The sequence below is a fragment of the Pseudoalteromonas sp. NSLLW24 genome (assembly GCF_015864725.1).
In the GTDB taxonomy this organism is placed as follows: Bacteria; Pseudomonadota; Gammaproteobacteria; order Enterobacterales; family Alteromonadaceae; genus Pseudoalteromonas; species Pseudoalteromonas arctica.
Map to the genome: position 1 here is coordinate 59,444 of NZ_JADYWQ010000014.1, position 25,134 is coordinate 84,577.

Consider the following 25,134-nt stretch of genomic DNA (forward strand, 5'->3'; position numbering starts at 1 on the left):
GAAATTATTGGCTTAGTATTAAATTTGCTGCCGCTTTTAAAATACCTGGGTAGTCTTGCTCAGGTAAATATTCAGTAAGCTCACCTAATTTATCTGCTAGGTCATTCATGCTGCTGGCCGATACGTTTATATGGCCCATTTTACGACCTGGTTTTGCAGTTTTACCGTACCAGTGGCTAGTTACATCTGCGTATTTTAGTACGTCAGCTGGAATACTAGGTTGCCCTAGTACGTTTATCATCGCGGTAATGTGTTTAAGTTCTGTATTACCAAGCGGTAAACCTGCAACAGCACGCATGTGGTTTTCAAACTGTGAGCAATGGCAGCCTTGTTGCGTCCAGTGGCCTGAGTTATGTACGCGCGGCGCAATTTCGTTAACAAGTAACGTACCTTGTACATCAAAAAACTCAATAGCTAATACGCCAACGTAGTTAAGCTCGTTTGCTATTTTTGTAAAGGCATCGTTTGCTTGAGTTTCAACACTTTGATTATTTTTACCGACAATAGAAAGCGTTAACACACCATTAGTGTGCTCGTTTTCTGTTAGCGGATAAATAGCAACGTTACCGTGTTTATCGCGCGCACCAATAATAGATACTTCACGATCAAACGGGATCATTTTCTCAGCAATAATTGTATGTGGCGCAAGCTCTGTGCCCGATGCAATAAAATCAGCCATTTGTGACCAAATTTCGTCTATTTGACTATCCGACTTTAAACGCCATTGGCCTTTTCCATCGTAACCCGCTTGGCATGTTTTAATAACAAGTGGCTTGCCTAGGGTTTTAACTGCGTGTTCTAGATGCGCTTTTTCAGTAATTAATTGATACGGCGCACAAGTTACGTTTGTTTTATCAAGCAATGCTTTTTCAAGCGAGCGATCGCCACCGGTTTTAATAGCGGCTTTCCCTGGGTAGAACTTATTGCTGTTACAGCAAAGTGTTAGTACGTCATCAGGAATGTGCTCAAACTCTGCAGTAATTGCATCAGCGTTTAATATTGCTTGCTCAAGTGACGTGCTATAAACCTCACCAGTTAGCGGATGCTTAATTTGCTTGCTGCCTACATCGTATGCAACCACATTTAAATTAAGCGGCGCGCCTGCAAGACTCATCATACGTGCAAGTTGCCCTGCACCTAATATTAAAATATTCATTATTACTCTGCAGGGTTTGGATTAGCTAATATAGTGTCGGTTTGAGCTTTACGAAACGCTTCAATTTTTGCAAAAATTTCTGGATTTTGACACCCTAAAATTTGTGCGGCTAGTAAACCTGCGTTTGCTGCGCCCGGCTCACCAATTGCAAGTGTGCCCACTGCAACGCCTTTAGGCATTTGGCAAATAGATAAAAGTGAATCAACACCATTTAATGCTTTTGATTTTACAGGTACGCCAAGTACAGGTAGTGACGTAAAAGCAGCTGCCATGCCAGGTAAATGCGCAGCGCCGCCAGCGCCAGCAATAATAACTTTAATACCACGTTCTGCGGCTGAACTTGCGTAATCAGCAAGTAATTGAGGAGTGCGGTGTGCAGACACGACTTTAGTTTCGTACTTAATGCCAAAATGCTCTAGCATAAGTGCTGCATGTTCCATGGTTGGCCAATCTGATTTAGAACCCATAATAATGCCAACAGTCATAAATACTCCTCAGTAATATATTTTTAAAATAGCGGACTTATGTCCTGTTTAAGCCGGGTATTATACCCAAAGCCATATTAATTGCGACTAATACAAAGCTACAAAAACAAAAAAGCCATGTTTAAACATGGCTTTTTAGGGTTAACGGGTAAATAGCTAATTAAGCTTCTTTACTCGCTAGGTATTCTGCGTAGTTGCCTCTAAAGTCAATGATTTTACCATCTTTAACTTCCCAAATACGGGTAGCTACCGATGATACAAATTGACGATCGTGCGATACAAACATTAATGTACCTTCGTAGGCTTCAAGTGCTAAGTTAAGCGCTTCAATAGATTCCATATCCATGTGGTTGGTTGGCTCATCCATTAGCAATATGTTTGGTTTATGCATCATAATTTTACCAAACAGCATGCGGCCTTGCTCACCACCTGAAATTACTTTAACTGACTTCTTAATATCGTTTTGAGAGAACAGCATACGACCTAAGAAGCTGCGAACCACTTGCTCGTCGTCGCCTTCTTGTTGCCATTGCTCCATCCACTGAAACAAGTTCATGTCGGTTGCAAACTCATCTGCGTGATCTTGCGCGTAGTAACCAATATTTGCATTTTCTGAGAACTTAAACTCACCGGCTTTAGGAGCTAAGCGCCCTGCTAATGTATTAAGTAATGTTGTTTTACCAACACCATTTTCACCAATAATAGCAATACGTTCGCCAACTTCTACTAAACCTTCAAGCCCAGAAAACAATGTGTTGTCGTCAAAGCCTTGCGTTAAGTTATTCATTTCAAGCGCGTTTCTGAATAATTGCTTTTCTTGGTCGAAACGAATAAACGGCGTTTGACGTGAAGACGCTTTAACTTCGTCTAACTGAATTTTGTCGATACGTTTAGCGCGCGATGTTGCTTGCTTAGCTTTAGATGCGTTAGCAGAGAAGCGAGATACAAACTGTTGAAGTTCAGCAATTTGGTTTTTCTTTTTCGCGTTTTCGCTAAGTAGTTGCTCACGTGCTTGCGTTGCTGCAAACATATATTCGTCGTAGTTACCTGAGTAAATACGTAGCTCACCGTAGTCAATATCGGCCATGTGAGTACACACAGAGTTTAAAAAGTGACGGTCATGCGAGATGATTATCATGGTACAGTCGCGTTGGTTTAACACGTCTTCTAACCACTTGATGGTGTAAATATCCAAGTTATTGGTAGGCTCATCAAGTAGCATTATATCTGGGTCTGAAAACAACACCTGTGCAAGTAGCACGCGTAGTTTAAAACCTGGTGCAATTTCTGACATTGGGCCAAAGTGTTGGTCTGTACCAATACCTACGCCTAATAGAAGCTCGCCTGCTTTAGATTCAGCAGAGTAACCATCCATTTCAGCAAACTCAGTTTCAAGATCGGCTACTTTCATACCGTCGTCTTCACTCATTTCTGGTAAAGAGTAAATACGGTCGCGTTCTTGTTTTATTTTCCACAGCTCTTTGTGACCCATGATCACAGTATCAATTACTGAGTATTCTTCGTAGGCAAACTGGTCTTGGTTTAGTTTAGCAACACGTTCATTTGGATCAGTACTTACATTACCTGAAGACGCTTCGAGCTCACCACTTAGAATCTTCATAAATGTTGATTTACCACAACCATTTGCACCGATTAAACCGTAACGGTTTCCGTCGCCAAATTTTGCTGAGATATTTTCAAATAATGGTTTAGCACCAAATTGCATGGTGACATTAGCTGTACTAATAATAGCGCTACCCTCCAAAGGAGTAATGATGTATTTAAATTGCGCGCAGTTTAAACCAAAATGGCCTGTTTTTCTATGAAAGTTTAAAGGCAAACCTCGTCGTTTAAGGCAATTATTATCACTGAGCTACTCGTAATTAAAATAACCAATTAGATTTAGTGTTTTTGCAAATTGTTATTCAACTTAGATAAATTAAAATTCATAAATACATTCATAATAAACCGATATGAGCGTTTAGAATTTGGTATATATATTAGGGTCTGTTGATCTTTTAAGGTTAAATTTTCAGCAGTCTGTTTGGTATTAAGGCAAGGCAGAGTCTATGTAGTGTGGTTATTCCCCATAAATGGGCGATAACGTAGCATTAATGCCAAACAGGCGCTGCCCAAAGGGGTCTTCCTAGGGGCTATTTACTCTTTGTTGCTCGGTTTTTACTTAGCCCACTAGGTTACAAACCTCGCGCCGCGATTAAATAGCCCCTAGTTTGAACAAATTTTAATCCGCAAAGATCAACAGACCCTAGAGTAAAAACACTTTTAACGTGTTTGTGCGTTTACTTAACTCATTTTTGTACAACCTATAACAATAAAAAGTTATATTTATGAAAATAAAGCACTTTTAGAGCTTTTGCACTAGTCGCTATTTTTTAATCAAGATGAAATTAATTCAAATTAGAATTTTAACACACCACTTATTGCCAATCCTTTTTACCTATAAAACAACTAAAAAAACAAACTTCAGCAACACCTGAAAAACAAAATTAACCTCGAGTGAATGTCAATTAAGTTTGCCGTCCAATTTTGTTGATTTTTTTTCACTTTTGAGCCGTTTATTGCTTTGTTAATCTTCGAACCTGAATTTTTACCTACGTAAAAACACTGAAATTTACACAGGGCAACACACAAGATGAGCAAAAAATTAGCGACACTGATTAGCGCAAGTATTGTATTAGCACCCGCTGTTTCGGCGGTAGAGTTATACAAAGATGATAAAAACACTCTAAAAGTAGGTGGATATCTTGATGTGCGTGTAATTAACACACAAAACGAAACCGAAGTTGTTAACGGTACTTCGCGCATTAACTTTGGCTTTACCCGAAAGCTCAAGAAAGACTGGACTGCCCTTGCACTAGTAGAATGGGGTGTAAACCCTGTTGGCAGCAGCGATATAATTTATAACAATCGTTTTGAATCAATTCAGGACGAGTTTTTGTATAACCGTTTAGGTTACGCAGGCCTTTCACACGAAAAGTATGGTCAACTTACCATTGGTAAACAATGGGGTGCATGGTACGACGTAGTTTATGGCACAAATAATAGCTTTGTATGGGATGGTAATGCAGCTGGCGTTTACACCTATAACAAAGACGATGGTGCTGTAAATGGCACTGGCCGTGGTGATAAGTTAGTGCAGTACCGCAATAGCTATAACGATTTTAGTTTTGCAGTACAAGCGCAGCTTAAAAACAGCGAATTTTATACCTGTGACGTAAGCGATATTTCAGAAGAAGAATGCGAAACGCTATGGAACTCTGGGGATAGTGCAGCCCAAGAAGTTGAATTTAACTACACATTTGGTGCGTCTGTAACTTATACCCCAACTGACATGCTAACACTTACAGCGGGCATTAACCGTGGCGAGTTTGATTTAACGTTTGGCGATGGTTCTACTCGCAATGTTGAAGATTTAATTTACGGTGCAGGCATTATGTGGGGCAATATTGATAAGCCCGGCCTTTACGTTGCTGCCAACATAAATAAAAACAAAAACCACGACACCGATAATATTGGTCGCTTAATTGATGACGCAATAGGTGTAGAAACATTTGCATCTTACCGCTTTGATAACGATTTTCGCCCTTTTATTGCCTACAACGTGTTTGATGCCGGTGATGACTACGTAATTCAGCCAAACTTTAACGCCGATCCAGACGATGTATTTAAGCGTCAGTTTGCTGTTATTGGCCTTCACTACTTAATTGACGAAGACACTATTGCCTACGTAGAAGCGCGTAAAGACTTTAGCGACTTTGAAAGTGATAACGACGATCAACAAGCACAAATGGAGCAGTCGGAAGATGACGGTATAGCATTTGGTTTTAGATATAAGTTCTAAATATAAGCTCTAAATATAAGTTAAAAAACGACTACAACTTCCCTAAGCACAACCCTTTTAGCCCTTTTAACTTTTTTAACTGGGCTTTTTTTATTCCGCCATACTTTTTTCAATACTCAATTTTGCATTTAAGGCTATTTCAACAAATGCATTAACAGCCGCATTGGTATCTGCTTTTTTAATTTGTAATAGCACCGGGATTTGCGTGAGTACGTCGCTCAGTTTTATAAAATGGCACCCTTCACTATATAATTTACGTACGCAATAAGGCGCAATTGACACACCAAGGCCAGCAGCCACTTCAGTAACTAATGTTTGCATATGCCTAGGTTGGCTAATAATGTTCGGTGAAAAATGAGCTTGCTTGCATTGCAAAATGGTTTCATCAAAAAGACCAAGTGCTTCCTCTCTATTAAAAATAATAAATGGCTCATTTTTTAGTTTAGCTAAATCAATATTTTTATAATTTGCCAGCGCATGGTTTTGATTAACGATGGCCACCAATGAATCTACATAAATAGTATGACTTACAAATTCATCATTAATTGAATCAGGTAAAGGCCGTGAAAAACCCACATCAATTAAATCGTTTTTAAACGCATGTATCTGCTCAGTTGCAGTCATTTCAAACAATGTAACGTGCACGCTTGGGTATTGCTGTTTATATTCTCGAACCAGTGCTGCCATAAAGGTTAAACATGCCGAGCTTAAGTGCGCAATATTAAGTGTACCTACCTGCCCGTTGTGGGCACGTTTAACCTGAGTTTTAGCTTTCTCAGCTAGAGCCAAAATAGCGCGTGCATCTTTTAATAGCTGCTCACCCGCTTGAGTTATTGCAACATCGCGTGAATTTCTTATAAACAACACAACACCAAGCTCGCTTTCGAGCTGTGCGATATGCCTACTTATTGCAGGTTGCACGGTATGTAGCTCTTTGGCCGCTTCTGAAAAACTCTGATGCTTAGCCACGCTGACAAAACTTTTTAATGTTTTAATATCCATTACGCACCTTAAATACATTATTTGTATAGATTCTATAAAATAATATCATTTTTGTTATGGGTAAAGAACTCATACCATAGCGGCATGAGTTAACAGCACTAGACAGCTATGACCAAACCTGAACAAAATCAGTCATTAAGTCGATTTATTTTATTACTAATGACCACTGCAATTGCCGCAACAGCAGCAAACTTGTACTACAACCAGCCTATTTTACCGCTTATAGCTAACGAATTTAATTTAACTGATTCGCAACTAGGGAGTATTCCCGCGCTTACACAAATTGGTTACGCGTTTGCGTTATTATTTATTTCTCCTTTGGGTGACTCGATTGCTCGCAGGCGTTTAATTACTATTTTGTCGTGCTTATTAGTAGTGGCTTGTAGTGCAGCAATGCTTGCACCTAACTTACCTTTATTACTTATATCGGTATTTTTAATTGGTGTAAGCGCCAATATAACCCAGCAATTAATACCCTTTGCAGCATCGCTTGTATCAAGCGAGCAAAAAGGTGCCACGTTAGGCACATTAATGATGGGCTTAACCATCGGTATTTTACTTTCAAGAACGTTAAGTGGGTTTGTAGGTGAGCAATTTGGTTGGCGAAGTGTATTTTTAATGTCGGCAGTACTCGCAGCATTACTTGGTATATTACTGCGCGTGTTTTTACCTGGCAATAAGCCACACACTAATTTGCGTTACTGGCCTCTCATTAAAAGTACGTTGGCGTTGTTTATTAAACATAAATCACTGCAGCATTTTACACTTTCGGGCGCATTTTGGTTTGCATCATTTAATGTGCTTTGGGCAACACTTGCAATTTATGTAAGTAACGAGCCATTTAACTACAACGCTCAACAAGCCGGTTTATTTGGTGTAATAGCATTGGCTGGCGTAATTGGCGCTAAGTCGTCGGGTAAATGGGTCAGCAAACTCGGATCTAAAGCTCTAATTATGATTTCACTTACGCTTGCGACAATCGGCTTTGCTATTACAGGTTTGTTTAATGGCAGTTTAGCGTCGTTAGTTATTGGCATTATTCTAATCGACTTCGCCATATTTAGTGCACAAGTGGCTAACCAAGTGCGTGTTTTTAGTATTGACCCCACTGCGCAAAGTCGCATAAATGGAATTTACATGCTGGGCTATTACATTGGAGGCGCTGTTGGCTCAATGGTTGGTGTTAAAGCATTTGCACTTTATCAATGGCCTGGCGTTGTTGCTGTAAGCATTATATTTATTTTGCTAAGTGGCATTTTTAATTCATTTGCTAAAAAGTAATCGCTTAAAACTTAAGGAGTAAAAATGGGTACGTTAAAAACAGCGGGTAGCTTTACATTACTGTGTATCGCCAGCTTAACTATTATGGTGGGAACCCTACTTGCGCCAGGTTTAGTAAGTATTTCACAAGGATTAGGTATAACCGATAACACCGTACTTTTAATTACGTTGCCATCGTTAGGCGCTGTGGTTTTTGCGCCGCTAGCAGGAAAATTAATAGATAAATACGGAGCTTATAAACTTTTAGTAATTGGGTTATTTTTATATGGGGTTGCAGGTGCCAGCGCTTACTTTTTAAAAGGCCCAACGCTTGTATTTGCTAATCGATTTTTACTCGGCGGTATAACTGCTGTGGTAATGGCAAGTTGTACGGTTTTAATTTCTGCGTGGTACACAGGCGATGCACGCCTTGGCATGATTGCAAAACAAGGCATGGCGATAGAGTTAGGCGGTGTTATATTTTTATTTTTAGGCGGATTATTAGCGTCGCAATTTTGGGCACTGCCATTTTCACTTTATTTAATAGCGTGGGTATTTTTGGCTATGCTTTTATTATTTGTGCCAAGTAAAAACTCACTGGCTAGTAATAGCGATGAAGTGTCAGAACATCTACACCACAAAGCTAACAATGGCCTCTCGTTAAAAAGCGTTTATGTAATTTCAACACTCGCGATGACCATATTTTTTACGTCTACTGTTTTACTGCCCATTACAATGAACGAGGAAAATTTTAACGAATCACAAATAGGCCAACTACTCGCATTTATATCTTTAGTGGCTGTAGTTACCGCAGGTTTTATGCCTAAAATAACAAAGAAGCTTGGTGAGCCCAAGGTTTTGGCATTTGCCTTTTTAGCGTTTAGTTTATCGTATATTTGTTTTACACAAGTAAGCACCCTACTTTTAATTTTAGGCGCAATATTAATAGGTATAGGATTTGGTTTTAGTATCCCGCTTTTAAACCATATGACGGTAGAGCTTAGCGATGTGAAAGTACGCGGCCGTAATTTATCGTACTTTACGATGGCTGTATTTTCGGGTCAGTTTTTTACCTCATTTATGCAGTACATACCTGGTGGTGAAAAAAACGTATTTATAATTTGTAGCGTTTCAGCATTTATAATTGCACTGGTATTGTTTTTTAAACCGACCAAAACAAAGTAGTCGTAATTTACAAAAGAGCATTTTTATAAATGCTCTTTTTACCTAAACCTCCCGCTTTATTATTTGCACTACCTTACTGATTACTTTTTACTAATTTAACTCTATTGCTAGGTTTAGCATTATAATAACATTTAGTATGATGTGTTCTTTTACTGTAAAGCCACCAGCTAATTTATATTAACTGCATTAAGAGTGTAAAAAGATGGTGAAATTATATTGAAATTGCAAAGTACTTACACTGCTTATTGCTGTTCACAAAGGCGTAAGGATGATCAAAAGCAGTAACAAATAGATGTGTTTATGCTCATAGGTACGTACTGCATTCTAACTCAATAGGTACGCACTGTATATAAACACAGTGCTCGTGTTTCCTGTGCAAATATAAATTAAACCAACTTCCCTTTGTAAGTCGTTAATAATATTAAACTAAGTAAAGTGCTATAAAGCTGATTGAGCATTCTAAATACACAAAATAGCGTTAACTGTATATGCATACAGTTAACGCTTAAACCTATCTAACCTACTTTTTAATAAACTCACTATAACCAGCTAATGCCTTTGATACACTAAGTGGTGGATTATCTGAATGCTCAGCACCTTCGTTTATAGCGCTTTGCCACGCAAGGTTATTATTAGGGTTTACTTTTAAAGCAGACTCTAAATTATTAAACGCTTTTAACATTAACGGATGCTCTGCTCCACCCACCGAAAGATATAAATAAGTAGGCGCCTTAACTTTGTTAGCTTGAGTAGTTAAAAACGCTTCTACATTATTAACCACTGTCATGTCGTCATACCAAGCCGCTGGGCTAAATGCAAAGTAGCCATTAAACAGTTCAGGCCTTGTATGCAGTGTATAAAGTACAAAGCTGCCACCGGCCGAAAAACCACTTAATACACGGTTATTACTAAGCTTATATTTTGCCGATAAATACGGGAATAACTCAGTTTCAATAAACGCTAAAAACTTGTCGGCTTCACCATTAGGCTCTATAAGTGTTTCGCCCTCTGGGCGCGCTTGTGTATTTACATCTTGGCGAGCATAAGGAGGCACTAAATCGCGATTACGTGTATCTGTAAAAAACAAATTAGGAATAGACACCAATATAGCCTTATCCCCTTTTTCGCTCTTAGCTTGTTTTGTAAGTGCTTTGTCCCATGTATCTAAATTAAAGTTACCATCGGTTTTAATAATTAACGGATACGCCTTTTTAGGATTGTAATTAGCGGGTAATCTTATAAACACTTTGCGCGACTCATTAAGCACGCTTGAGTTAATTGTTACGTCTGTATAGGCCGATACATAATGGTTGTAATAACGTATGGCTAAAATACCTATAGCAAAAATGACTACGGCTAAACTTAAATTAATAAAATAGTGTTTTGTTATTTTTATTGCCATGCGGCATTCCTTTAAATGTTTAGGAGTTATTTAATCGAGCTTAACCCATTGTTTTATTTCAAGCGCGGTCATAATAAGCTCAACCGAAAACGCGGCTAAAATCATCCCCATCACACGCGTTAAAATAGACGCGCCGCCAGTACCAATAAGCTTAATTATTTTACCCGAAAGCAGCAACAGTATTAAAGTAATACCCAACACACCAATTGTAACAAGCGCTGTGCCTATCTGAGTAGTAATTGGGTGTATGTGGTTGTCGGTAAGTAGTATCACCGCCAAAATAGCGCCAGGGGTTGCAGTTGCTGGTATAGCTAGCGGAAACACCGCAATATCGTGATCGGGGTCTTGTTTAGCTTTGTTAGAATCGTTTCCAAATATCATTTGCAGGCCAAACAAAAACAATATAATTCCGCCCCCTAACTGAAACGACACCAACCTAATTCCCATCGCATTAAGTATTAGCTGCCCTATTAAAATAGAACCCAATAGTACGCAACCAGCGTAAAGCACCGTTTTAAAGGCTGTTTTACGACGTTGTTGATCTGTTAAATGAGAAGTAAGCGCAGCAAACAGCGCCATAGTGCCTATTGGGTCAATGGTTGCCCAAATAACAAGCGCATCTTGAGAGAGTTTTTCTAGCATATAAAATCCTTGTTAAGCGTAAATATTTAATAAAACACGGGTAACAAATTCATTTGCTTACACTTAACTATAATAGAAAGCCGTTATTTTTTGTATTTTATTTACACTCGCAAAGATTTAAAGATTTGTCGTTTTACGTTAAAGCGATTTATGCCAAATAGAATTTTCTCTTAAACTAAAGCCTAACTTCATAAGTAAATTATGAGAGCGTGCATTGTGTGCACTCACCTCAGCCGATAAATGTTTAAGCGGAATATGCTCAAGTAACTCTTTAGTGAAACCAGTGACTACTTCAAACATTACACCTTTATCCCAAAAGTCGGGGTGCAGCTCAAATCCTATAAATGCATTACTTTTACAGTGCGTTAAATTATAAAGCCCACAAGTACCCATTAACTTTCCAGATGTATTATGTTCAATTGCAACTCTAATCACTTCGCCTTCGTAATAGGCGCTAATATCATCTTGTATTAATTGTTTAATTTGTGTTTTGCTAAGGGGTGTATCGTAGTCGTTAAATTCGGACACGTGCGGATGGTTTAAAATATTAAATAAACACGCAGCGTGTTTGTGGGTAATTAAACGCAGCGTAACGCGTTCAAGCTTTGTGGTATTAAACATTTTATTTAAGTGGTTAGTTAAATTAGCTCTTTATGGGCAAGCATTATTAACTTACCATACCCCATTAACAAGCATTATCTTTAAAGCAAAAAGAGTAGATAACGTAATGAGTGACGATTTTAAAGTAATACAACCCACTACCACAGTATATTGCCCAAAGCGCGGCGAAGGCTGGACCTTAACAGGCATTACTAATATTAACGAGTTTACCTCAGTAATGTTTGACGGCACACGCTATACACTTCCAGCACGTGAAATAGTAGAAGAACTTCTCCCTAACCAACTAGCGCGAGAACAAAATAGCTAACCAAACACATACGCATTAAAAAGGCTGCAAAATTGCAGCCTCATATCTAATTAACTAGTTAAAACGCTTCGTCTTCGCTATAAACATTAACGTTTAACTCGTCTTCATCTTCAAATACTACAAACGAAATAGGCTTACAGCATACTTGGCAGTCTTCTATGTATTGCTCATCAATATCTGCTGCATCAAGTAATACTTCTATACTTTCGCCGCAATAAGGGCAGCTTATTGATTTTTCAGTTAACTGGTTCATTTATCACCTGCTAATTTATATCTCGAATGTTGTCACTTTAATGAACAAGCCAGCATAATTCAACACCCCATTAAATAACACTTATATGGCTAAACTAATTAAACCATGCTGCTCACTTATAAAGTGATCTAACGACAAGCCCTATCACTATAAAACTTATTTTACACCATAGATAAGTGTTAGCCTGATAATACAATGCCTCTACAATGAAATAGTATTAGCACTTAGCGGGTCTAACTTTACAAGCATTTATAAACTCACTCCACAGGTGGATAATTTTATGAAAAAATCACTCGCACTCGCATTAACATCTGCCGCAATATTGTTTAGCACATTTACTCATGCAGCTAAAACCGAAAAAGCCGTTTTAGCTGGAGGTTGCTTTTGGTGTATGGAAAGCGACTTTGAAAAACTAGAAGGCGTAACCGATGTAATATCGGGCTTTACTGGCGGTAAACTTAAAAATCCAACGTACAATGGTAATCATAAAGGCCATTACGAGGCCGTAGAAATTACTTACGACCCAGCCATAGTAAGCTACAAAGGTATACTTGACCATTACTGGGTTAATATTGATCCTTTTGATGCCAGAGGCCAATTTTGCGATAAAGGCCCTAGTTACTTAAGTGCTATATTTGTTGAAAACGACGAACAACGTAAATTAGCTGAAAAAACAAAAGCAGCAGTAGTTGCCGAGTTCCCTAATCAAACTGTGGTTACACCAATACTAAACGCAAGTACCTTTTACCCTATTAAAGGAAAAGAAAGCTTTCATCAAGATTATTACAAAAACAACCCAATCCGTTACAACACCTATCGCTGGCGTTGTGGTCGAGATAGCCGCCTAGAAGATATTTGGGGCGACAGAGCAACTCATTAATTACGTCTAATTAGGTATTTCACTGTAAAAGATTAAAAAGCCGCTTAAATTAGTCGCTTTTTAATCTTATTAGTTATTTCGAGATTCTTTAATAAATCGATATCTAAATTCAGATAAGTAACCAACAATGCTAACAAGCAAAGCAGAATTAAAATCACCATTCACAAGCTGTGTCTAAACACTTCCCTCTCCATTAAAGCTAATGTAAATAACCATAATAAAAGCAAGAAACGTTGAAACTTTATACATCCAAGAATATTCACCAAAAAATTTCTGTGTCACACTTTTTTCTTTTAATTTATCTTCCACAATTAATCTCCATTTTATATGGCTATTAAATCCTAGCTATAACATTGGCAAAACAAGGAATTTATAATAAGGGTTTACTTGTCCACCGTCTATTTCATAAAGCCTTTGTTATTAAGTTAAGTGTTACTTATTGATGCAAAACAGCGCTAGACAGACCCTAAAAACCTAACGATGTATGACCAATGTAAAAAGGCTGCTTAAATAAAGCAGCCTTTTCATTTGTATCATTTTAATGTGTACGTTTAAAACTTAAAAGTCGCACTTAACCTTACGCTTCGCGGTGTCCCCGGTTGAACCCACGCATCAGCAAATGAGTTAGTGTAATAGGTTTCATCAAACAGATTGTCTACCTCTGCTCGTAAACCAAATGCTTTAGTTACGTCAACATCAACAAATGTACGCGCTGTTGTATAACTTGGCAGCTCAAAATCGGTACCAAAAAAGCCGTTTCGTGAGCCTACATAAACCAAGCCTCCACCAAATTTAACGGCTTTACCATATAACTCAGACGATTTAACTAGTTGTAAACTAAATTGATGCTCAGGAATATTTAATAAAGAGCTTCCCGCTTCTACTGTATAGCCAAAGTTCGCATCAAAAAATGAGTTTTCAATGGTTGCATCAACATACGCATACGATAACCATAGGCTTACATCATCAGTAAGATCACCGTTTATATCAATTTCTATGCCTTTGCTTTGTGCTTCGCCAATTGCAGCAAAAGTAAATGCAGTCGGATCGTCAACTACCAGCATATTGTCTTGCTCTACTTTAAATACAGCAACGGTGCCAAACAGAGCGCCATCGTTTAAAGTAAATTTAACGCCTACCTCTGAAGACGTTGATTGATTTGGCTCAAAACCATCGCCATTTGTATCAGTGCCTGATAAAGGCCTAAAGTTTTCCCCATAAGCGGCATAAACAGATACAAACTCACTCGCCTCATACACAACACCAAACTGCGGGCTAACACGCGATTCGTTTTGCTTTGATTGAGTATTAGCTAAACGGTTATTAAGTGTTTGTTCGTAGTCATCAAAACGTGCACCAATACGTATATCAAGCTTATCGGTGAGGCTTATTTGGTCTTGTATAAATATACCTAACGACTCTTGCACTTCTAACTTATCGGTATTGGCCGTTGGCGTAGGTAACTCATACGCACCATACACAGGGTTAAATACATTAATAAACTGTTCGCCACGCACGCGAAGAACAAATTGATCATTTTCGAATTTATCAGAATCCACACCAATTATTAAGCGGTGCTCTAACCCAGCAACCTCTAAATTACCGGTTACTTCAGCTCTAAACACCTGATATTTAGCATCGTAATCACGATAACGCCTAAAACGATTTACTTCGCCATCAACAACTCCTGCAAAACCGGTTTCGGTAGCAAACCCTTCAAGCGACGTATCACGGTAATTAGCGCCTAATAACACGCTCCAGTTATCATTAAAGTCATGAACAAACTCTAATTGATGGCCAAGTACATCTGCCTCTATTGGGCCATCACCTGGTTCTCCTAAAAAGCGACTTTCTGGTATTAAACCAAGTTCACCGTCAATAGCTAATACACCTCTATCAAAAGGGACTTCTTGGTCGCTGTATTCAAGCTCATATATTAGTTGGCTATTATCATTAATATTCCACGTTATTGATGGGCTAAAGCCTTGTTTAGTTGTTTCTATCGTATCGCGAAAGCTTTTTGCGTCTTCATAAAAACCAACCAGTCTAATTGCTACGTCGTCGCTAAGGGGCGTGGTGTAATCTACATCAGCGCGGTAGGTGTCAAAGCTGCCTACGCTTAGCTTTAGCTCGCCGCTTGTATCAAACGTTGGGCGCTTAGTAACGAGATTTACTGTACCGCCAGGTTCACCACGGCCAAATAAAGCAGCACGTGGACCTTTTAACACCTCAACCGATTCAATACCCGACAAATCACGTGAGCCACCAAAGCCACGCCCAGCATTAAACCCATTGACAAGGTAATTGCTTGGCAAGTTTTCATCGCCTACAAAGCCACGTAGCGCAAAGCTATTCCAAAGCCCACCAAAGTTATTTTGACGCGCTACCGATGCCGATAAATCAAGCGCTTGATTTAAATTTATAGCACCTGCGTTTTCAAGCGCTTCTAAATCTATTTTCAGTTCTGATTGCGGTGTTTCTAACGCACTAAATTTACCTTGATACGCTTGACGCGAACCCATTACAGCCAATCTTTCAATAGGGCTATTATTAACGCTGTCATCCTTTGGGGTTTGCTCAACAGCCATAGCATGGCTGCTAAATAAACTGACTAAGCATGCGCTTAAATAGGTGAGCTTTAGCCCTTTATTATTGGTATTCATTATAAACCTTGTTAATTAGTTAACTGATAAATTTTCTTTTAGCTTAACGCCTGTAACGTCAGGCTCATCCATTTCATTAAGCATTGTTTTTTTAAAGCTAGGCATATTCTTAAGCGCCGCTTTTGGTGGGTTGCCCTTTATAAACAGCCAAGGGTAGTAAAACTCCCTTAAACTTTTATGAAATCCTCGCATACGGTATTCGTATCTAAATGCAGCTAAAGCATCAGTGCTCGCCAGTCGTGTAAAACTGCGTTGTAACAGTAATGGCGGTGAAAACCACGATACAATTCCCGCTAATTGATACTTTGTATGCGCTGCATCACGATACGCATGTGAAAGTTCACCTGCTTTTTCGTCTCCAACTTGTTGAAATGCGTAATACCATTTCCACTCAAACTCGCTTTGCATATCAACATGATCTTTCCACTGTGGATTTGATGCTACAAAAGCATCCATTGTGGTTTTCTTTGGTAAATCCCATGCATCGTTAACGGCCTCTCTTTGAGTAAGCACAATGTCGCCGCCCTTTGGTGAGTGAACCGTTTTATTTATAACTAAATCGCCTAAAATAGGAATAATAAAGGCAACTAACACCCAAAAACCGATTAATGTTGAAGCAACACGCGGCGCACTGTTGGCATTTTTTCCCCACCACACACTAAGCAAAGTCCAAAACGCAATGTAAATTACACATATAAAAGTAACAAACCCCACATCAGCAAGGGCCGAATGACTAAGCAATGTACCTACATAAAATGGCAACATTAAGCACACTATTACCGCTATTAACCTTACAGCTATGCGTGCCCCCCATAATGCAAAGTACGACTTAGCCGTAGTCACTAATAAGTCATGCCTGCCGCTTGTTCGCTCATTAGCAAATAAATCATGAAATAGTAAAATAACTATTAGCGGTGCTAATGCACTAATTACAAATACAAAATCAATTTTACCTGCCTGCGCTAGCTCTGCGTTTTGTGAATCGCTCTCGTAAATTTGTCCCTCTAGGGCAAGTAAATTTAAGCGGTGTTTCCACGGATAAATATCACGCTCGCCTAAAGCAGCAAACGCTAAATTTGAAGGTGCTGAATACGTTAAATGAAAGCTGTAATAGGCAAGCGAACCAGCATCACTGTATTTATTTTGTACGTTAGCTAATTCAGTTAAATCAGCCGTTTTTAAACGCTCAATAGTATGTTGTTGCTGGCTTACTTCACTAAGGCCGCTGAAAACTGCAAACCCCGATATAGCAAATGTACATGCTAGTAATATCACTAAATATTTTTGGCGAAGTAAAAAACGCCATTCACGAATTAGCTGTGAAAATACATAACTCATAACAAACGCTTCCCTACAAATTTAATACCGCCTAACAGTACTGCAATCCAAAGAAATAACTGTAAAAATGCAGGGATACTTCGCTGCGCTCTCACTTGTGCGTTATCTACATTAAAAGTAAAGTTTTGCAGTACTTGCCAATTTTGTGCACTTACACGAGCTTGCTTAGTTGCTTCGGTACTGGCATTGCGGTTCATATCGTCTTGGTAGCTAAGCTTTTCTACATGAACTTTGTTAAGCCCTTGCACAAAGTCAAAACGCAACTGTTCGGTTTCACGCAAAAAGCGGTGATGAGTTTCAATACTCGTCCCTACTACAATCATCGATAACGACCGAATAGCCACCATAGGTGAAACCCAGCCAAAATAACGAGATACCTTCGTTTGTTTAAGCTCAGCTTGCATACGTTGCTGGGCAAATTTGTTTAGTACGTTAGTCAATTTTGCTTCAGATTCGCTGGCTACTAATCCTCTAAAATTAACGGGTAGCTCATCTATACTTTTAACGTTGTACTTTTTAAGAAGTGATTGTTTAAATTGCATAAAGGCAGGGTCGTTTGCGTTATGGCCGTCGCCTAATTTTCTAAGTTGTGCTTTTACAGCAAAGTCTGTTTCTATTTTACCGGCAGATGGCACAGCCGTTGAGGCACTGGTACTTGCTACGCGTGGCATAACAATACACAGTAAAATCCACACAAAGGCAAGTGCGGTAAAGCTGCCACTGTTTTTACTAAACACGCTCGATGCCAGTAAAATCAGTAATACCCACACAGTTAAATATAAAGCGTAGCCAACAACAAAACTTACAACTGCCAGTAAGCTTTCGCCCGCAGCAACCGTAAATAAAGCCGATACCGTAAGCGGAGTTAAAATTAAGCCCACAACAGAAAGTAGCGCCAATCCTTTACCTGCAATTAGCGTTACACCCGATGTACCTTGCGATAACAAATAAGAAAGCGTTTGCAATTCGCGCTCTCGGCTAATACCGCTGTAGCCAATTAATATTAATAATAAAGGTGCGAGTGTTTGCACAATAAATGCAGGCGTTAAACTGCCTAATTTAGTTAATGCAGTCCCTTGGCGACTATCTGCAAACATTGCGCTGTTTTGTCTGTGCCCTTCTAAAAATATAGAGTTGCCTGTGTAAGCGTCAATACCAGGGTCTAGCGTACTAAGTGGCGAAGGCGTTCTAAATGCATAATGCCCGTAATGCACCATTCTGTGTGGATGGCGGTCGGGTTGATCAACAAAGCTTTTATCGCTTGTTGTTTGTAACTCATGGCGAGTATGGCTTAGCTCCATCATGGTAATAGCCGTTACAATTACCGAAGCAAGCGTGAGCACCAAACCAATAGCAAGCACGGTCATTGCTAATTTTGAGCGAAGCCAATAACGCCACTCATCTTTGGCAACAATCACCACCTTTGAAAAGTTATTTATACTCATTAAGCACCTCTTTTAGCGTGATGCCCAAACGCTGCGTGTACTTGCTCGGTATCAATACGCCCACTTTGGGGCGCATCAAACTCTCCCACCAGCTCACCGTTTTTAAGTAAACCAATTCTATTAGCGACTTGGCAGGCACCGTATACATCGTGGGTAACCATTAAAATAGTCGCACCAGTTAATGCAAGCTCTCGTACAAGTTGATTAAATTCATCAATAGCAACAGGATCAAGACCAGAGGTTGGCTCATCAAGTAAAAAAATGGGTGCTTCACGAAGTATTGCAAGTGCAATTGCTGTTTTTTGCCTCATGCCTTTTGAATAAGTTTCCATGTGGCGATCCCACGCATCGTGTTGCAGTGCAACACGATTAAAAGCCGCGTTAATTTGTTCATCTGATTTTTTAATATCAGCAAGTGATAAAAAATATTCAACATTTTCGCGAGCTGTTAAATGCGGATATAACGTAGCCGACTCTGGCAAATACGCTGTTTTACCTCGCACAAAACCAAGCGCTTTACTCACCTCTTTACCCGCTACTTTTACAGAGCCTTCGGTTGGTTTATTAAACCCAAGTAACGTTTTTAACGTGGTTGATTTACCCGCACCATTACCACCAAGTAGCGCATAAACCTCACCTGCAGCCACTCTAAAGCTTAAGTTTTTTAAAATAGCGTTATTTTTAATACTAAAATTTAAAGAACTCACTTCAATCATCGCATCACTCAGGTCGGCGTCTGCATTGCTAAGTTGTTTATCAAAAGTTTTAGGGGCAATTGTTGGTGTTTTATTAATCGCGGTAGGTGTTGTCACACTCAAACTCTATTTAGGGGAATTAGATGGGTGTGAATGTTATACTATATCAAATACCAATTGCAACATTATAACATCCCAATGGTTAACAAATAAGATAATTATGGTTACTTAGTTAATAAATTATTACTTTAGGAGGTAAAAATTAAAGCAACTTTAATAACCCCTTTTATATGGAATTTAGGATGGTGTTATGTGTATTTATTTGCGATTTAACATAAATTACAAACCAAGTATAAAGAGTGTAATTTTTTTAGCTTTGCCATGCTAACGCCTTTGGTAAAATCTTATGTTGGGTAAGTTGGTAATTTTAAAAAATGTGCTATCTTTTTATTATCCATATCATAAAAATAAGCGCTAACATGTTGTTCCGAGGTACAATTGCCGTAGCCATATTGGTAATTTCTGCTGCTAATAAAAGCTATGCAAATGAAATAGACGTGCAATTTAGCGGTTTTGCATCCTTAACACTCAGTTACACTGACGATTCAGATATCGCCTTTGCATCTAATTATTTAAACGAAAACGATACAGGCTTTTCAGCAACACGTGATTCAATTTTAGGTGGGCAAGCTAATATCTCACTCTCAAAAAACTGGGACTCCGTGGTACAAGTCGTTTTACAAGATCATACCTTTAAAAGTCTTGATAATTTTTTAGAGCTCGCCTTTGTACGTTACCGCCCCTCGCGCCATTGGGCTATCCGTGCTGGCCGGCTAAATAGCGATCTTTACTTACTCTCTGAATATCCTTATGTAGGATACGCCTACTTATGGATACGCCCTCCTCACGAATACTACTCTTTTGCAAACATTGCAGGAAATTACGACGGCGTGGATATTGAATACAGTAAAGCCATTGATGAAGGGTTTTTACGCTTAAAGCTCGCTCATGGGAGCTCTACTGCAAAGCTGCAAGCATACAACAAAGACTTTTTTATAGATTTTGATAATTTAACAACCTTAAGTGCTACCTATTCACTGGATTCTTGGACAGTGCGATTTTCACTATCAAAGTCTGATTTTGGTGACTATAAGCTGGACTCACTAGATGAGTTTTTAGCTTTACTAGACGCTGTCCCACAAAGTATATGGCCACAAGCAGGCACTATATCTAACAAATTTAATACCAAAGGCCACAGTATAGAATATGCCGCGTTTGGACTTACCTACGACCATGATAATTGGCTTATTCAATCTGAAGTAGGTATTTCAGAATCCGATTGGATAATTGCCCCTTCAGTTTTCAGTACTTATATTAGCGCTGGGTATAGGGTAAACAATGCAATATTTTACACCAGCTTTTCAGCAGCAAGAAATCGTCATGATGTTATACAAGTAAACGCTCCTGTTTTTTCACCAGGCACACCCGAGCAAATTTCAGAACCAATACAACAGCTAGCACTTGCAACACAAGCTGCTATTAAGGTGCCTTATGTTCATCAGCATTCAATTAACATAGGTGTAAAATGGCAACTGTCGGAGCGCTTAGCGCTAAAAGCCCAACTAGACCGCTTTGATATAAAGCCCGTAGGCGCGGGGTTATGGAGCCTTAGTAATCCTACCGATGTAGACAAAGGCCACAAGGTACATATGCTAAGTTTGAACGCTAGTATGGTGTTTTAACAATGATGAGCTATCGTAACTCACTCCTTTATGTGTTGCTGCCGCTATGCCTGCTCCTTGTTAGTGTTAATGCAAAATCTACAGAATTTGTAGTAGTGGTAAATAAAAGCAATACAATTAACGCCTTGTCTAAGCGCGAAGTTATTGATATTTACATGGGCCGTTATTTAACGTTTCCTGATGGTGAAACCTCTAAGCCACTTGATTTACCGGCGCAATCAACATTAAAAAATGATTTTTACCTGCAACTGGTCAATAAAAATGAGCAAAAAATTAATGCTTATTGGGCAAGGTTATTATTTTCAGGGCGCGCAAAGCCCCCATCACCGTCAACATCCGTTGAAGACGCGTTAAACAAAATAGCGGCATCACAATTTGCAATTGGCTATATTCCTCAATCGCAGGTTACAGACGCAGTAAAAGTGGTATACACATTTGATAAAAATTAGCCAAGCACTCTACGTACGCGTTGCTCTATCAATCGCAATTGTCGCCATTGTAGTCACGTTAGTATCGTCAACACTTTCTTATTACTCGAGTCTTAAAGAAAAGAAAAACACCAATTACCTACTCGTGCAGCAGTTAGCACAAACAATGGGAAAAACAGCCGCCATAGCAGCCTACCTAAACGATCGTGAATTAAGCCAAGAAATTATTAATGGCTTGCTAAGTAACGACTTAGTGCAAGGTGCAAGCTTAGAAGGAGAAGTAAACCCAAAAGGAGAAATGGATTTATTTATTGCAAGTGGCTCTACTAACAAAAAAAATGAAGCTGTTTTAATTAAATTAATTCACCCCTTTATAGAAGGCTCCTTTATAGGTGTACTCGCCATATACCCCGACGATAAATTTATTGAACAGCAAGCACAGTCATCACTTATAAAAGAATTTCTTTTAATGCTTATTCAATCAATCGTCATCGCTTTTTTTGTGTCACTAGTAGTACGCAAATGGCTCACTCAGCCCATTCAAAACTTAACAGACAGCTTTGCGACAATTGATCCTACCAATCCCGAAACCATGACAATGCTAGAGTTTAAGCAAGGTAAGCGAGACGAAATAAGCAGGCTAACGCAAGGTATAAATGCCTTAATGCATGAGTTAAAGTTAACCATTAGTAATGAGCAATCCCTTCGTAAAAAAACTCAAGAACTAGAAGCTAAATTTAGACTTATTTTTGAACAAGCCAGCGCCGGTATTTGTTTATTAGATGACAAAAATATTATCACCACCTTTAATCCCGCGTTTAAACATTACTTTACCGTACCCGGCGAAGAAGAATTATCAACCTTGCACTTTCCTGCTCTATTAAATAACGTTGATGAATTACAAAACCTGCTTGCAGATATACGTTGTGATAAAAACCCACCACAAGCAACCTTAGATATAGAGTGCAAAGTGGGCCATAAAACCATTTGGTTGCACTGCTTATTTGTTAGATTAACAGAGCAACGTGAAACAAAGCGAAGCGTTCAACAAGAACACTTAGTTGAAGTAATTTTACATGATGTAACTGAGCGCGCCGAACGCGAATTTCAAACCCGCTTTGAAGCCGATCACGACCCACTTACCGACCTACTTAATCGCCGAGCCGGTGAAAAACGCCTTAAAAAAGCGCTGCGCGAGTGCATTAAACACAATCAGCACCTAGTACTAATGATGATTGATTTAGATAAGTTTAAACCCATTAACGACACCTACGGCCACGAAGCCGGTGATAAAGTACTTATTGAAATAGCATACCGATTTAAAAAGCACTTTAACCAAGAAACCGACATATGCATCCGCCTAGGCGGTGACGAGTTTATAGTTGCAAGGCAGGTTAATACCTACAACAAAGCAGCCACGCGTGAGCAATCAATCGCTTTGCTAAATGAGCTACAACAAGACATTTATATTTCACAAAATAAAACATGCGCCGTGGGTGCAAGCATTGGTATTGCAGTAGGCCCTAATGATGGTGAAGAGCTACTCGAATTAATGATCAATGGTGACAAAATGCTCTACCACGTAAAAGAAACTGGCCGAGGGCAAATTGCATTTTATGACGAGTTTAAAAAGTAAGAGGGTTAATTGAGCACTTTAAACACAGTTAGCACCAAAAATAGCTGCCAAAGAGTGACTTATTAACCAGAGCCCAGGTTATTTACAGTTTAATCTTTAAAGAATATTGAACAATAAACTTTTCAATTGTTAGAATGCCCTACTTTTTCCCATCAAGAGATACAATGGCAAACTTCAATACTCATCTTAATACTGCCGTAATCATCACAGGCTTAGCCTCAGCCACCTTATTATCTGCAGGACATATTGAATTAAAGGGCGCACTCTGGTTATGGTTTTTAGGCTCAATCGGCGGCTTATTACCCGACATAGATTCAGATAACTCAACATCACTCGATACTATTTTTAACTTATTCGCACTCAGCGCTGTATTACTGGTACTGCATTACATAACCACCGAGCTCATTATTACAATTAGCTTTATTGAGTTAATTGTAGTGCCGTTATTGGTTTACGGATGTATGAAATATATTATTAGGCCAATTTTTGAATGGATCACAGTACATAGAGGCAGTTGCCACTCTTTACTATTTATAGTGTTATGCGCACTATTAACGACCCAAGTAGTATGGAAACTAAATGACCAATCAACCACACAAGCAGCCGTTTTCGCCTGGTTAACGTGCGGGTTTATTTTACTAGGCGGGTTAATTCATTTATTGCTGGATGAAATTTACAGTGTAGATTTAAGCAATGTCACCATTAAACGCTCTTTCGGCACAGCTTTAAAAATAGCCGACTTCGATAATAAGCTAATTACGCTAGCATCAGTTATTGCCATTGCAGGTTTAATCTATGTTGCGCCCCCTACAAAGCAAACTATTACAGCGTTAAGTGACTGGTCTCATTTTACGTTTTTATCTTAACGCAGTAAGTATTAAGCCGTTTAACCACATACTCAAAATTAATACCCTTTTGATAATTAAGATAGTTAAACGTTGATTTACTGAGAGGGAATTAGTCGCTGCGCTTTTAGAGGGCATAAATGGCTTGAATCAAAACAGTTTTACAATTTAAGTTTTGAATAAAACCAAAGTTTGAGCCTATTTGTAATTAATTATTATTTTTATAGGTTTAACTGAAATAATTAACTCGCTTTACCTGTCTTATATCGGCAAGTAGGAACGCTAATTAGCTAAAAAGCTCCCTGTTTGACGTATTCAAACCTGTCGAATCTTTTTAAAGCATTAAATATAAAATTATAAGAGGTAAATAATGGAATTTACGAATAAACGCACCATGCTAATTACAGCATCTTTATTATTGGTATTGGCAATATCACAGGGTATTTATTCTGTCCTTTACAGTGCAGAAATTAGTTTTTCAAGGCAGGTGGCTTGGGGGCTAGAAGCACTGGTATTTACTTTACTTGTTGCCTTTGCAGGCACATCTATGGTGCAAGCAAAAAACGCTCAACTAGGCTGGTCGGCAATCGCGTTTAGCGCAGTACTTAACATAGTACAGGTGAGTATTGGCCTTACGTTGTTTTCTACATTTGGAAAAGTTGCGGGCACAGTAGAAGGCGCACAACCTTTAATTGGTGGCGTGGTTTCTTTGTCATTCATGATTTACTACGCAGCTAAATTATTATTGGGATTAGCAGCACTTGTTTTTGGCCTGTCTTTTATCGCTAAAGGCGGCAAAGCAATTGGCGGACTTACAGCCCTAGCAGGCGGAGTTGCAATGTTAGCCAATGGTATTTTAATAACCTTTGGCCGTGATGGATTTCTTCCATCAGCTGTTGCTGGCGCTTCGGGTATGATTGCAACGTTACTTTTAGCGATATGCTTAATAAGCCTTTACCGTAAAGCAGACTAAGGCCAAATACCTTACAAGTAATGTGCTTATTTAAATAAGTTATAAACATCGGCGTGTATTAGAGATCTAATTCGCCGATGTTTTACGTTTAAAGTGACGCCCACTTTCAACTTAAAACGTTCGACTATCGCATCCCAAGTTAATGCCCTCTTCATAATCTAAAGGCTAATTCACAAAGAGGATATGAGGCGCTGCGCTTTTAGAGGCTATAAATAGCTTAAAAAACCATACCAAACCAGACAGCCACCTTAATTGAACAAGCAGAACTATGCCCTTGAATCTGGCTGCCAAAAAATTCGCTCTTCAGATTAAGA

23 protein-coding genes are annotated in these 25,134 nt (G+C 38.9%); 10 read left to right on the forward strand and 13 right to left on the reverse strand.

The features are described from left to right. Positions 1-4 precede the first annotated feature (4 nt). The 3 genes from I6E72_RS14445 to I6E72_RS14455 all read right to left on the reverse strand — a co-directional run bounded on the left by I6E72_RS14445 (position 5) and on the right by I6E72_RS14455 (position 3,391). The gene (locus tag I6E72_RS14445) at positions 5-1,156 is read right to left on the reverse strand and encodes a 5-(carboxyamino)imidazole ribonucleotide synthase (RefSeq protein WP_197112817.1); all 1,152 of its coding nucleotides are present in this window, start codon (positions 1,154-1,156) and stop codon (positions 5-7) included. 2 nt (positions 1,157-1,158) lie between these two features. Then, entirely contained in the window at positions 1,159-1,641 is a 483-nt protein-coding gene (purE, locus tag I6E72_RS14450) for a 5-(carboxyamino)imidazole ribonucleotide mutase (RefSeq protein WP_002962540.1), read from the reverse strand. A 160-nt stretch (positions 1,642-1,801) separates the two neighbouring features. Beyond that, entirely contained in the window at positions 1,802-3,391 is a 1,590-nt protein-coding gene (locus tag I6E72_RS14455) for an ABC-F family ATPase (RefSeq protein ID WP_076915491.1), read from the reverse strand. Between the two features lie 903 nt (positions 3,392-4,294). Between I6E72_RS14455 and I6E72_RS14460 the strand changes: the two genes are divergently transcribed. Next, entirely contained in the window at positions 4,295-5,503 is a 1,209-nt protein-coding gene (locus tag I6E72_RS14460) for a porin (protein ID WP_010552780.1), read from the forward strand. A 90-nt stretch (positions 5,504-5,593) separates the two neighbouring features. Here the strand turns inward: I6E72_RS14460 and I6E72_RS14465 are convergent, their stop codons facing one another. Continuing rightward, positions 5,594-6,505: a LysR family transcriptional regulator gene (locus tag I6E72_RS14465; protein WP_197112819.1), complete on the reverse strand. Its 912-nt coding sequence runs from the start codon at positions 6,503-6,505 to the stop codon at positions 5,594-5,596. Between the two features lie 108 nt (positions 6,506-6,613). Here I6E72_RS14465 and I6E72_RS14470 point away from each other — a divergent pair, with 108 nt between their 5' ends. Both I6E72_RS14470 and I6E72_RS14475 read left to right on the forward strand, forming a co-directional pair. Next, a complete protein-coding gene (locus I6E72_RS14470; protein WP_197112821.1) occupies positions 6,614-7,786 on the forward strand; it encodes an MFS transporter in 1,173 nt (390 codons plus the stop codon). Between the two features lie 24 nt (positions 7,787-7,810). Next, positions 7,811-8,950, forward strand: coding sequence for an MFS transporter (locus I6E72_RS14475; RefSeq protein ID WP_197112823.1), 1,140 nt, complete (start codon positions 7,811-7,813; stop codon positions 8,948-8,950). Positions 8,951-9,470: 520 nt separating this feature from the next. Here the strand turns inward: I6E72_RS14475 and I6E72_RS14480 are convergent. From I6E72_RS14480 to I6E72_RS14490, 3 genes are all read right to left on the reverse strand, one after another. Continuing rightward, positions 9,471-10,352, reverse strand: coding sequence for an alpha/beta hydrolase (locus I6E72_RS14480; RefSeq protein ID WP_197112825.1), 882 nt, complete (start codon positions 10,350-10,352; stop codon positions 9,471-9,473). Positions 10,353-10,382: 30 nt separating this feature from the next. Then, positions 10,383-10,994: a MarC family protein gene (locus I6E72_RS14485; RefSeq protein WP_010552776.1), complete on the reverse strand. Its 612-nt coding sequence runs from the start codon at positions 10,992-10,994 to the stop codon at positions 10,383-10,385. Positions 10,995-11,132: 138 nt separating this feature from the next. Further along, a complete protein-coding gene (locus I6E72_RS14490; RefSeq protein WP_197112827.1) occupies positions 11,133-11,615 on the reverse strand; it encodes a GNAT family N-acetyltransferase in 483 nt (160 codons plus the stop codon). Positions 11,616-11,721: 106 nt separating this feature from the next. Here I6E72_RS14490 and I6E72_RS14495 point away from each other — a divergent pair, with 106 nt between their 5' ends. Then, complete coding sequence (locus I6E72_RS14495) at positions 11,722-11,922, forward strand: hypothetical protein (protein WP_002962626.1); 201 nt, start codon at positions 11,722-11,724, stop codon at positions 11,920-11,922. Between the two features lie 58 nt (positions 11,923-11,980). Here the strand turns inward: I6E72_RS14495 and I6E72_RS14500 are convergent, their stop codons facing one another. Continuing rightward, positions 11,981-12,175, reverse strand: a complete 195-nt coding sequence (locus tag I6E72_RS14500; protein ID WP_024593951.1) for a CPXCG motif-containing cysteine-rich protein — start codon at positions 12,173-12,175, stop codon at positions 11,981-11,983. Positions 12,176-12,455: 280 nt separating this feature from the next. Between I6E72_RS14500 and msrA the strand changes: the two genes are divergently transcribed. Continuing rightward, positions 12,456-13,055, forward strand: a complete 600-nt coding sequence (gene msrA, locus I6E72_RS14505) for a peptide-methionine (S)-S-oxide reductase MsrA (protein ID WP_165735155.1) — start codon at positions 12,456-12,458, stop codon at positions 13,053-13,055. 174 nt (positions 13,056-13,229) lie between these two features. On the opposite strand, the gene I6E72_RS19860 is transcribed toward msrA, so the two are convergent. The 5 genes from I6E72_RS19860 to I6E72_RS14530 form a co-directional block, all read right to left on the reverse strand. Next, the gene (locus tag I6E72_RS19860) at positions 13,230-13,364 is read right to left on the reverse strand and encodes a hypothetical protein (RefSeq protein ID WP_269435275.1); all 135 of its coding nucleotides are present in this window, start codon (positions 13,362-13,364) and stop codon (positions 13,230-13,232) included. 242 nt (positions 13,365-13,606) lie between these two features. Next, the gene (locus I6E72_RS14515) at positions 13,607-15,718 is read right to left on the reverse strand and encodes a TonB-dependent siderophore receptor (protein ID WP_197112829.1); all 2,112 of its coding nucleotides are present in this window, start codon (positions 15,716-15,718) and stop codon (positions 13,607-13,609) included. Positions 15,719-15,733: 15 nt separating this feature from the next. Further along, positions 15,734-17,056, reverse strand: a complete 1,323-nt coding sequence (locus I6E72_RS14520) for a DUF3526 domain-containing protein (protein ID WP_197112831.1) — start codon at positions 17,054-17,056, stop codon at positions 15,734-15,736. Further along, a complete protein-coding gene (locus I6E72_RS14525; RefSeq protein ID WP_197112833.1) occupies positions 17,053-18,501 on the reverse strand; it encodes an ABC transporter permease in 1,449 nt (482 codons plus the stop codon). Before I6E72_RS14525 ends, I6E72_RS14520 begins: the two co-directional genes overlap by 4 nt. Continuing rightward, positions 18,501-19,217 (reverse strand): ABC transporter ATP-binding protein, encoded by a 717-nt coding sequence (locus I6E72_RS14530; RefSeq protein ID WP_231620562.1) that lies wholly within the window; start codon positions 19,215-19,217, stop codon positions 18,501-18,503. The genes I6E72_RS14525 and I6E72_RS14530 overlap by 1 nt, the downstream gene beginning before the upstream one ends. Before the next feature lie 458 nt (positions 19,218-19,675). Here I6E72_RS14530 and I6E72_RS14535 point away from each other — a divergent pair, with 458 nt between their 5' ends. The 5 genes from I6E72_RS14535 to I6E72_RS14555 all read left to right on the forward strand — a co-directional run bounded on the left by I6E72_RS14535 (position 19,676) and on the right by I6E72_RS14555 (position 24,820). Beyond that, positions 19,676-20,938 (forward strand): hypothetical protein, encoded by a 1,263-nt coding sequence (locus tag I6E72_RS14535; RefSeq protein ID WP_197112837.1) that lies wholly within the window; start codon positions 19,676-19,678, stop codon positions 20,936-20,938. 2 nt (positions 20,939-20,940) lie between these two features. Then, a complete protein-coding gene (locus I6E72_RS14540; RefSeq protein ID WP_101216658.1) occupies positions 20,941-21,387 on the forward strand; it encodes a hypothetical protein in 447 nt (148 codons plus the stop codon). Continuing rightward, positions 21,374-23,002, forward strand: a complete 1,629-nt coding sequence (locus I6E72_RS14545; protein WP_197112839.1) for a sensor domain-containing diguanylate cyclase — start codon at positions 21,374-21,376, stop codon at positions 23,000-23,002. The genes I6E72_RS14540 and I6E72_RS14545 overlap by 14 nt, the downstream gene beginning before the upstream one ends. Positions 23,003-23,166: 164 nt before the next feature. Beyond that, the gene (locus I6E72_RS14550) at positions 23,167-23,868 is read left to right on the forward strand and encodes a metal-dependent hydrolase (RefSeq protein ID WP_197112841.1); all 702 of its coding nucleotides are present in this window, start codon (positions 23,167-23,169) and stop codon (positions 23,866-23,868) included. Between the two features lie 349 nt (positions 23,869-24,217). After that, positions 24,218-24,820 carry a hypothetical protein gene (locus I6E72_RS14555; RefSeq protein WP_024598370.1) on the forward strand — a complete coding sequence of 201 codons (603 nt, stop codon included), beginning with the start codon at positions 24,218-24,220 and terminating at the stop codon, positions 24,818-24,820. Positions 24,821-25,134: the final 314 nt, after the last annotated feature.

Excerpts from the sequence above, each read along its gene's own strand:
- I6E72_RS14480 (WP_197112825.1), bottom strand. The coding sequence starts at position 10,352 with ATGGCAATAAAAATAACAAAACACTATTTTATTAATTTAAGTTTAGCC.
- I6E72_RS14500 (WP_024593951.1), bottom strand. The coding sequence starts at position 12,175 with ATGAACCAGTTAACTGAAAAATCAATAAGCTGCCCTTATTGCGGCGAA.
- I6E72_RS14535 (WP_197112837.1), top strand. The coding sequence starts at position 19,676 with ATGTTGTTCCGAGGTACAATTGCCGTAGCCATATTGGTAATTTCTGCT.
- I6E72_RS14470 (WP_197112821.1), top strand. The coding sequence starts at position 6,614 with ATGACCAAACCTGAACAAAATCAGTCATTAAGTCGATTTATTTTATTA.
- I6E72_RS14525 (WP_197112833.1), bottom strand. The coding sequence starts at position 18,501 with ATGAGTATAAATAACTTTTCAAAGGTGGTGATTGTTGCCAAAGATGAG.
- I6E72_RS14550 (WP_197112841.1), top strand. The coding sequence starts at position 23,167 with ATGGCAAACTTCAATACTCATCTTAATACTGCCGTAATCATCACAGGC.
- I6E72_RS14485 (WP_010552776.1), bottom strand. The coding sequence starts at position 10,994 with ATGCTAGAAAAACTCTCTCAAGATGCGCTTGTTATTTGGGCAACCATT.
- I6E72_RS14515 (WP_197112829.1), bottom strand. The coding sequence starts at position 15,718 with ATGAATACCAATAATAAAGGGCTAAAGCTCACCTATTTAAGCGCATGC.
- I6E72_RS14540 (WP_101216658.1), top strand. The coding sequence starts at position 20,941 with ATGATGAGCTATCGTAACTCACTCCTTTATGTGTTGCTGCCGCTATGC.
- I6E72_RS14475 (WP_197112823.1), top strand. The coding sequence starts at position 7,811 with ATGGGTACGTTAAAAACAGCGGGTAGCTTTACATTACTGTGTATCGCC.
- I6E72_RS14555 (WP_024598370.1), top strand. The coding sequence starts at position 24,218 with ATGGAATTTACGAATAAACGCACCATGCTAATTACAGCATCTTTATTA.
- msrA (WP_165735155.1), top strand. The coding sequence starts at position 12,456 with ATGAAAAAATCACTCGCACTCGCATTAACATCTGCCGCAATATTGTTT.
- purE (WP_002962540.1), bottom strand. The coding sequence starts at position 1,641 with ATGACTGTTGGCATTATTATGGGTTCTAAATCAGATTGGCCAACCATG.
- I6E72_RS14495 (WP_002962626.1), top strand. The coding sequence starts at position 11,722 with ATGAGTGACGATTTTAAAGTAATACAACCCACTACCACAGTATATTGC.
- I6E72_RS14490 (WP_197112827.1), bottom strand. The coding sequence starts at position 11,615 with ATGTTTAATACCACAAAGCTTGAACGCGTTACGCTGCGTTTAATTACC.
- I6E72_RS14445 (WP_197112817.1), bottom strand. The coding sequence starts at position 1,156 with ATGAATATTTTAATATTAGGTGCAGGGCAACTTGCACGTATGATGAGT.
- I6E72_RS14460 (WP_010552780.1), top strand. The coding sequence starts at position 4,295 with ATGAGCAAAAAATTAGCGACACTGATTAGCGCAAGTATTGTATTAGCA.
- I6E72_RS14465 (WP_197112819.1), bottom strand. The coding sequence starts at position 6,505 with ATGGATATTAAAACATTAAAAAGTTTTGTCAGCGTGGCTAAGCATCAG.
- I6E72_RS14530 (WP_231620562.1), bottom strand. The coding sequence starts at position 19,217 with ATGATTGAAGTGAGTTCTTTAAATTTTAGTATTAAAAATAACGCTATT.
- I6E72_RS14520 (WP_197112831.1), bottom strand. The coding sequence starts at position 17,056 with ATGAGTTATGTATTTTCACAGCTAATTCGTGAATGGCGTTTTTTACTT.